This is a genomic window from Actinomadura sp. 6K520 (assembly GCF_004349245.1).
Classification (GTDB): Bacteria; Actinomycetota; Actinomycetes; order Streptosporangiales; family Streptosporangiaceae; genus Spirillospora.
In genome coordinates this window covers 1-370 of record NZ_SMLC01000445.1, presented here as the reverse complement: position 1 = coordinate 370, position 370 = coordinate 1, and the positions used below count along the sequence as shown (strand labels likewise).

At 71.1% G+C, this 370-nt stretch carries 1 protein-coding gene; it reads right to left on the bottom strand.

From position 1 onward, the window contains the following. On the bottom strand, positions 1 to 370 hold a 370-nt coding region (locus E1289_RS37890), incomplete at both ends, for a polyketide synthase dehydratase domain-containing protein (RefSeq protein ID WP_131989016.1).

Below are 370 nucleotides of genomic sequence, written 5' to 3'. Positions count from 1 at the left end.
GGGTGGTGGCCAGGCGTTCGGGGCGGGTGCTGCGGGTGCTGTTGCGGGGGTGAGGGTGCCGGTGGCGTGGCAGGTCCAGGGCTGCTCGTCGTCCCCGTCGTCGGGGCGGGAGTGGATGGTCAGGGTGCGGTGACCGTTGTCGTCGGGTGCCTGGAGCGCGACCTGGAGTCGGAGCGGTGCACCGGCCCGCAAGGACATGGGCGCCTGGAGGGTGAGTTCGTGGATGTGGGGTGTGCCGGTGTGGTCGCCTGCGTGGATGGCGAGTTCGAGGTAGGCGGTGCCGGGGAGGACGGGTGTGTTGTTGATGGCGTGGTCGGCGAGCCAGGGGTGGGTGTCCAGGGACAGGCGTCCGGTGAACACGGTGGTCTGC